Genomic DNA, 8,030 nt, shown 5'->3' with positions numbered 1-8,030 from the left:
CTCCGGGGGCGGCCGCCGATTTGGCCGCAGCACCCCGGCGCAAACCGGTTCGTCCGGCCCGAGAAGGGGCCGGCCCGGCCGGCAGCGCCATCCTGCTCGTCGAAGACAACGAGACGATCCAGCTTGTCAGCCTGGGGCTGTTGAAAAGCCTGGGGTATGCGGCGGATCTGGCCCAAAACGGCCAGGAGGCCATCGAGGCGCTGGAGAAGAAGGACTACCGACTGGTCCTCATGGACATGGAAATGCCGGTGATGGACGGCTATGAGGCTACCAAGGCCATCCGGGGCGACCAGTCGCCGGTGATGAACCCGGACGTTCCGATCATCGCCATGACCGCCCACGCCATGCAGCGGGATCTGGACCGCTGCCTGGCCGTGGGAATGGACGGCTACCTGACCAAGCCGGTCAAGAAACAGGACCTGGCGACGCTTCTCGAAACCTATCTGGGACGTGATGATATCGACGCTGCGGAAGGTGCGGATGCCGTCGGAACGGACGGGGCGGTCCAGGAGAGCGAAAACATTTTTGATGAAGCCGGCATCCGGGATCGTCTCGACAACAGCGACGATCTGATCCAGGTCGTCATGAGGAGCTTCGTCGAGAGTTTCCCGGAGCGGATCACGGAATTGACCCAGGCCTATGAAAGCCGGGACGGGGAGTGCATCCGCCGGGTGGGCCACAATATGAAGGGCTCCTCCAGCACCGCCGGAGCGACGGCCATCATGAGGAGCGCCATGGTCGTGGAGGATGCCGGCAGGACCGGGGATATGCAGATGATCCCCGCCTGCATCGATCAGATCAAATCCGATTTTGTCAAACTGAAGAAAGTGTTGACTGATAGCGGGATTCTCTAGCCGGACTGCGGATGCCGCTTTTTCAACTTCCGCCGGTGAAGCGGATCCACAGCGGCGCCTTGCGGATCGAAACGGTTGAACAATGGAGGTGAATCATGGACAGGCCCAGTCCGGTGCCGGATGACAGCCGCCCAAGAAAACCCCTGGATGAAAACGGGGGGATGAATGACTCCGGGCCGGCGGGGAGGGAGATGGAAGACCGAGTCTCCGTATGCCGCCTCACGGGAGAGGCCGCCGGGGAGGATTTTTTCTCCTATCTCAGCCAGGAGGTCCAGAAGCCGATGAGCGAAATCGTCGGCATGATCGACCTGCTGAAAGGGACGGCCCTGACGCTGGAGCAGAGCACCTATCTCGAGATGGTCCGGCACAGTTCGGAACGACTCATGACCATGCTCACCAACCTCATCGATATTTCCCGGATCCAATCCGAGACCCTGACGATTGACGCCATCGATTTCGATCTGCGGATGATGCTCCAGGATATCAGCCGGCAGATGCGGGTCCGGGCCACGGAAAAGTTCCTGGCCTACCATTGCGCCGTCAGCCCGAACGTCCCCTCCCGGTTCAATGGGGACCCCGGCCGCATCCGGCAGATTCTGACGAGCCTCCTCGACAACGCGATCAAGTATACCTCCGAGGGGGGAGTCACCCTCCTGGTGGATGTCCAGCCCGGATGCGGAAGCCAGGCCATCGTGGCGTTCGAGGTCATGGACACCGGCATCGGCATTTCCGAGTCCCGGCGGGAACAGCTCTTTGCCTCCTTCAGCCCGTCGGGTCAGGAAGCGATCCGGCCTTCGATCCGGACCGGCCTGGGGCTTTCCATCGCCAGGCAATTGTGCGAGAGGATGGGCGGCCATCTCCGTCTGGAAAGCCGCTTGGGGGAAGGCTGCAGCGTCAATTTCACGATCTGCCTGGAGCATCCCTCGGAGGAAGACCGCATTCTGACGGCGGCCGGGGAAGATCTGGCGGACCTGCGGATCCTGGTGGTGGACGACAGCCTGACCCATCGGAATACCCTTGAAAGACAACTGAAGGCCTTGGGCTGCCGCTGTGAAGGTGTCCCGGATGGATGGCGGGCCATCGATGCCCTCCGGAAGGCCCGTTCATCGGGCGATCCATTCCAGATCGCCCTTGTGGATACGGCCCTGCCCGATATGAGCGGCGAAACCATCGGGGAGAAAATCAAGCGGGACCCGAGCATTCGGGACACCCGGCTGATGATGATCGCCGTCATCGGCCGGCGGGGCGACGCACGGAAACTTCAGGATATCGGATTTTCGGCCTACCTCCTCAAACCCCTCCAGCCCGGGCAGCTCATCGACAGCCTGCGGCTGGTGATGGGACGGTCCAGGGCGGCGCCTGGGGGCGATTCCCCGGAAATCATCACCCGGCACACCCTGATGGAAAACCGCAAGAACAACATCCGCATCCTCTTCATCGAGCCCGATCCCACCATGCAGGCCGCCGGCTGCGGACTGCTGAAGAACCTGGGATATCACGCCGACCCGGTTCAAAGCCGGGAAGAGGCGTTGCTGCGCATGGAATACCATTCCTACGATCTGGTCATCATGGAGATGATGCTGCCGGAAATGGACGGCTATGAGATGATCCGCCGAATCCGCGGCAGCCGGGGTTTGGCCACATCCGCGGACGTCCCCGTTCTCTGTCTGGTGGCCTCCGGACCGGGGGGGGCTGCCGAAGAGGCCATCCAGGCGGGCGGAGATGCCATTCTGGCAAAGCCTTTCGGGGCCGACGAGCTGGAAAGGATGATCGAGCCGATGCTGAAGCCCCGTACCCGGTCCGGCGATCCGCATCCATCGGGGATATTCGACGAAAAATGGCTTCGGGAGCAGTTGGGAGACCGCGAGGAGATGGTCCAGGCCCTGATCCGGGGCTTCATGGAGAAGACCCCCGCCCATCTCCGCAAGCTCAAGGAGCACACCCGTGCCAAAAACTCCGAACGGATTCGAACCCTGGGCGCCATCCTCAAGGGGACGTCGTCGGCCATCGGCGCCCGGGCCCTCTACAGGATCGCTTTCCAGATCGAGGCCGCCGGGCAGAATGCGGCCTATTCCCTCATGCCCGGGCTGATCCGTAAGATGGAAACGGCGCTTGAAGACCTGAAGGCCGCCATGGCGTCATCGCCCCTCGGCATCCTCCCCCTGCCGCCGGAAGGAGACCCGGTTGATATGAAGGTCGTCCTCGAGATCTTCAATGACAACCGGGAGCTTCTGGGGCGCTTCTTCAAGGATTTCATGGTGAATTCCCTGGCGACCCTGGGGGAGATCCGGAGGGCCGTCGCGGAAAAGGACCCCGATCAGATCCGACGGAGCGCCCATAAACTCAAGGGAAGCCTGAAATATCTTGCCGCCGAGAAGTCCATCGACTGCGCGGGGCGGCTGGAGGAGATGGGACGGGAGGGCCGGCTGGAAAAGGTCGACGAAGCCTACGAAGATCTGGCCGAAGCCTATGCGGAGGTAAGGCGGTTCATCTCGACGGTCCAGGTCACCGCTCCTTGAACCGGCGACGGATGGCCTCCTTTTCCTCGCGGGGGAGGTTGTCCCAGTGCTTCAACTGCCGCCTGATCTGCTGCTGCTCCTGCGGGGGAAGCTGCTGCCACTGTTTGAAGCGCTGCTGGTAACGCTTCTGGTCCTCCGGCGGCAGCTGGTTCAACCGCTGCATTTTTTTTCGCATCCGCTGCTGCTCTTCCGGCGGCAGCGATTGCCACTGGCGGAGCTTGTTCTTGAGGCGGTTTTTTTCATCGGGCGGGAGATTTTCGTAGCGGCGCCGGTTGTTCCCGCCGTCCTTTGCGAGGAGGACGGGGGAGGACAGGCCCTTTTCGGCATGTCGATTTCCGGCCGAAGCCGCCCCGGGAGGCCGGAAAGAGAGCGTGAGGCAGATCAGGATGGCGGCTATCCATCTTCCGGCGTCAGGCCGCATGCCGCCCTTCCATTTCACCCGACACCCGGTCCTTGTCAGTCGTCCCCTTTCTGTCCGTCGGAAATTCCCCGTTGACGGGCGCATCGGTCATCCGGACCAGCTTCTCGAGGTCGTCCAGCTCCTCCAGCAGGTCGAGGTTCTCGATCACCTCCAGGTCCTCGATGAGGATCCGCTCTTCCTGGTTGGGGACGGCGGCGGTCTGGAAAGGCACGTCCGTTTCCTGAAAGGCCCGGAAGTCGACCCGGAAGCCGACCCGCAGGCCAAGGATGACGGCGGCGATCATGCAGGCCCCGGCCGCCATGCGGACCCACCCCGGCGACGGGGTGAAAAATGACGGCAGCCGCCAGGGGGTCCGGACATGCTTTGCTTCCAGCACGCTCAGGATGTTTTCCGTAAGCCGCTCCGATTCGGCCGCCGTCAGGGCCGGGGGCGGATGGACGGCCGCGGCCTGCTGGATGAGATGTCGAAGCGCGCGCTGTTCATGCCGGCACCCGGGGCATGACGCAAGATGACCGGCCAGGTCGATCCGCGCCTCTTCCGCGAGTTCGCCATGGGCATCCAGCCAAAGGCTTTCCTGGTATGTATCGCAAGGTTTCATCTGTCGGCTCCGTTGTCTTCCCGCCAGTCGCTCAGCGCCTCCCTGAGCGCCCGGGTCGCCCGGAAAAGGTGGGTTTTGACCGTTCCCTGGGCGGCCCCCGTCATCCGGGCGATCTCCGAGAGGGCCATCCCGTGAAGCACCTTGAGCTGAAATACCGTCCGCTGTTTTTCCGGAAGGGCTTCGAGCGCCTTGTCCAGGTCCCGGGCCAGGTCGCCGCCGCGGACCGCCGTGTAGGGGTCGCCGGCCTCTTCCGGGGCCGGATAATCCTCGACGCCCGGTTCCGGAACGCTGTCATCGCGGGACCGGTTTTTCCGGCCGGGGATCAGCCGTTCCCACCGGGTGCGCTTCCTTCGGCCATCCAGGCACGTGTTCACGAGAATCCGGTAAAACCAGGTGTAAAAGGATGATTTTCCCTGGAAGGATCCGATGCTTCCCAGCACCTTGACAAAGGCTTCCTGGGTATAATCCAGGGCGGCATCCCGGTCGCCGTCGCAGAGGGTGCAGGCGATGCCGAAACCCTTCTGGCGGTAGCGCCGGATCAATTCCTCAGCCGCCGCGGAATCGCCTTCACGGAGTTTCTGGACCAGGGCTTCATCCGTCGGCAGCCGGGAGCCTTCCCCGTCGGCGGCCCGTCCTCCTGAGCGGTTTGAATTCACGGCTGCGGGTGTCGCAAGGGGGCACATGGTGTCCGATGTCGGGGCGCTCCGTTGGTCATGAGGCGTCGGATGAATGCCAGCAGCCGTGTCTTCGATCGGTACAGGGATCGGCTCCACGGGCGTCGGCACCGCTCATCGCCTGGGCCCTCTCTGTCTGTGATCCATTTCACAGAATTTGACGTATGAAAAGACCAAAGGGTTTACCTGAAAAACTATTCCGTTTCATCTTCCACCCGGACGCCTTCCATGAGCAGCCACATGAAGTCGCCCAGGGACTCATCGGCCTTGTGCTCGTCGGGCAGCAAAGGCTTGAACTTGAACCGCCCCTCCTTTTCCTTGAGAATCTCGAAGAAGGCGCTCGTCCCCTCGCGCTTGTCATAGCTCGCATGAACGATCTCTCCGTCCCGGAAAAACACCCGGGCGGCGCCCCGGGGAAGGTCCATCTCGATCGCGCCGGTTTTCTGGTTGCTGTTCAGGGACTGGAAGATTTCGGCCGGGAGCATTTCACTCAGCTTGCCCGTCATCCCGGAGGAGAATTCCTCGGCCCGGGCGATGTTCTGGAAGGCGAGCCGTTTGACCAGAAGACGTGAGAAATACATCTGGAAGGACGGAAATTTGTTCAGGATCTGCTGAAAGTCCCTCCGCCCGATAAACAGAATCCTGGCCGGCTCCACGACCCGGATGGTGGCGCCGACGGGATTGCCGCTCAGAAGGCTCATCTCGCCGAAAACCTCTCCGGCGCCAAGCGTGGCGATGCTGACGTTGTTTTCCTCGATGACCGCCACGCTGCCGGATACGATGATGAAGAGATTGCGGCCGGGCTCCCCCTTTCGGATGACGATATCGTTTTCACCGAACCGCTTCATCTTCAGAAAGGTGATGATATGCTCGATGTCCGCCTTCTCGAGAGGTTTGAATATCTCGAATTTCCTTAATTTATGGATAACGGCGGTCATATCGTTCTTCTTTTTTTTCGGCAGCATGGTCCTGCTGAAAAAATCGATGCGGTAATCGATCCGGATGCGGCCGGTGCAGCCGCTGCAGTAAAAGGCTTCTTTCTCCCGGACCTCTTCAACGTCACGGAAGCGCCGGGTGAAATCGTCGACGAGGATGAGGCATACCGGCTTTTCGGCGGGGTGAATCATGGCGGTTCCGGAGATTCGGAATTCGTCGTCCTCACTGTAGAGAGGGCAGTCATTGTCCTCTATGATCTTGAAATGCAGCTCGGGAAAGTTCATATCTCACCTTGGATGTCCCAATGAATTCCATGGGTCGGACCGTCTCAAGACGCCGGCGCCGCTCCGGGCGCCGGCAACTGGGCCGCGGCCGCCACCCCCGGCCGATGGGGAAACGGCGTACTGCGCCGGAGTGACTCAGTTTACAGAATCGCATCGAAGGGGTCAAATATTTAGAACGACATTCAATAAAACATGAAGCGGGGCGTCGGGGTCTTTTTTATCGGGTCAATGTCCGGTTGTCAAAAGAAAGATTGTCTGATAAAAAAGCGCGGCAAATCGAAACCATGGGTAGACCCTGCGGCAGCCGGCCGGAGCGGATCCGCCCCGAAACCGGAGGACGATGGACGCCCCGACATTGCGATCGAACATGCTCCTGATGCTGACGGCGACGATCTGGGGCGTTGCGTTTGTGGCCCAGCGCATCGGCATGGAACATGTCGGCCCGTTTACCTTCAACGCCGTCCGCTTCGCCCTGGGAGGCCTGTCCCTCCTTCCGGTGATGATTCTGGCCGGACGCCCCCATCACGATATCGTCCACCCGGCCCCACGGTCGGGGTCGAAGATCCTTTTAACCGGCGGGGTGCTGGCCGGGGCGGCCCTGTTTGCCGGCGCCTCCCTCCAGCAGGTGGGCATCATCTACACCACCGCCGGAAAGGCCGGCTTCATCACCGGGCTCTACGTGGTGCTCGTCCCCATTGTCGGGCTCGCCTGGAGGCAGCGAACCGATGCCGGCACCTGGCTGGGCGCCCTTCTGGCAGCGACGGGACTCTATTTCCTGAGCGTCACCGAGCACTTCACCATCTCCTTCGGGGATTTCCTGATCCTCCTGGGCGCCCTGGTCTGGGCCTGCCATGTCCTGCTGATCGGATGGTTCTCCCCGAAGATCAGCGCCCTGCGCCTCTCGTTCATTCAGTTCATGGTCTGCTCGGGACTGAGCTTTGCGGCGGCGGCCGCCACCGAGACCATAACGGTGACGGGCCTCAAGGGGGCCGCCCCGGCCATCCTTTACGGGGGGCTGGGGTCGGTGGGCATCGCCTATACCCTGCAGGTGGTGGCCCAGAAGCACGCCAGGCCCTCCCATGCCGCCATCATCCTGTGCATGGAATCCCCCTTCGCGGCGCTGGGGGGGTGGCTGATCCTGGACGAGATGATGACGGGGCGGGCCCTGGCGGGCTGCGGCCTCATGCTCTTCGGGATGATCGTGTCCCAGCTCTATCCCCAGGTTTTCCCCTCCGGGAAGGCGCGGCAGGCCCGGCCCTGAACCGCCGCCCTCACCGGCCTCCGGCCGCAAGCTCCCGGGTCACGAGAGGGATGATCTCGAAGAGGTCCCCGATGATGAAGTAATCACACTTGGAGATGATGGCGGCGCCCGGGTCCTTGTTGACGGCGATGATCATTCCCGACGACTTCATGCCCGCAAAATGCTGGACGGACCCCGAGATTCCGCAGGCGATATAGACCTTGGGGTTGACCTTGGTCCCGGTCTGCCCGACCTGGAAGGTGTAGGGCACCCACCCCTCGTCCACGGCGACCCGGGAGGCGCCGACGGCGGCCCCCATGGCCCGGGCGCAGTCCTGGAGCACCTTGAAGTTCTCCCCGTTTTTCATCCCCCGGCCGCCCGATAGGATGATGTCGGCCTCGGCCAGATCGACGGTGCCGGCTTGGCCCGGCTTGCTCGCGAGGACCGTGAGCCCTGAGGCCGGTGGTACAGGGGCCGGGCAGGCGTGGACATGGGCCGCCGCGG

The 8,030-nt window shown here is 62.4% G+C and carries 8 protein-coding genes; 3 read left to right on the top strand and 5 right to left on the bottom strand.

Translation table 11 applies throughout. From position 1 onward, the window contains the following. Positions 1–854 (top strand): response regulator (locus ACEW8N_RS12625; RefSeq protein ID WP_373500185.1); only part of this gene is annotated, 854 nt, incomplete at its 5' end. Positions 855–949: 95 nt separating this feature from the next. Further along, positions 950–3,373, top strand: coding sequence for a response regulator (locus ACEW8N_RS12620; protein WP_373500184.1), 2,424 nt, complete (start codon positions 950–952; stop codon positions 3,371–3,373). On the opposite strand, the gene ACEW8N_RS12615 is transcribed toward ACEW8N_RS12620, so the two are convergent. The 4 genes from ACEW8N_RS12615 to ACEW8N_RS12600 all read right to left on the bottom strand — a co-directional run bounded on the left by ACEW8N_RS12615 (position 3,360) and on the right by ACEW8N_RS12600 (position 6,286). Beyond that, complete coding sequence (locus ACEW8N_RS12615) at positions 3,360–3,794, bottom strand: DUF3106 domain-containing protein (RefSeq protein ID WP_373500183.1); 435 nt, start codon at positions 3,792–3,794, stop codon at positions 3,360–3,362. The genes ACEW8N_RS12620 and ACEW8N_RS12615 overlap by 14 nt on opposite strands. Continuing rightward, entirely contained in the window at positions 3,784–4,392 is a 609-nt protein-coding gene (locus ACEW8N_RS12610; protein ID WP_373500182.1) for a zf-HC2 domain-containing protein, read from the bottom strand. Before ACEW8N_RS12610 ends, ACEW8N_RS12615 begins: the two co-directional genes overlap by 11 nt. After that, positions 4,389–5,048 (bottom strand): RNA polymerase sigma factor, encoded by a 660-nt coding sequence (locus ACEW8N_RS12605; RefSeq protein WP_373500181.1) that lies wholly within the window; start codon positions 5,046–5,048, stop codon positions 4,389–4,391. The genes ACEW8N_RS12610 and ACEW8N_RS12605 overlap by 4 nt, the downstream gene beginning before the upstream one ends. A 212-nt stretch (positions 5,049–5,260) precedes the next feature. Then, the gene (locus tag ACEW8N_RS12600; protein ID WP_373500180.1) at positions 5,261–6,286 is read right to left on the bottom strand and encodes a cyclic nucleotide-binding domain-containing protein; all 1,026 of its coding nucleotides are present in this window, start codon (positions 6,284–6,286) and stop codon (positions 5,261–5,263) included. Between the two features lie 340 nt (positions 6,287–6,626). Here ACEW8N_RS12600 and ACEW8N_RS12595 point away from each other — a divergent pair, with 340 nt between their 5' ends. After that, entirely contained in the window at positions 6,627–7,547 is a 921-nt protein-coding gene (locus tag ACEW8N_RS12595; protein ID WP_373500179.1) for a DMT family transporter, read from the top strand. 10 nt (positions 7,548–7,557) lie between these two features. On the opposite strand, the gene ACEW8N_RS12590 is transcribed toward ACEW8N_RS12595, so the two are convergent. Then, a partial coding sequence (locus ACEW8N_RS12590) for an electron transfer flavoprotein subunit alpha/FixB family protein (RefSeq protein WP_373500178.1) occupies positions 7,558–8,030 on the bottom strand: 473 nt, incomplete at its 5' end.

It is taken from the genome of Desulfococcus sp. (genome assembly GCF_041737845.1).
Classification (GTDB): domain Bacteria; phylum Desulfobacterota; class Desulfobacteria; order Desulfobacterales; family Desulfococcaceae; genus Desulfococcus.
Note: the sequence above shows the minus strand (reverse complement) of the source record. Positions and strands in the feature narration are given on the sequence as shown.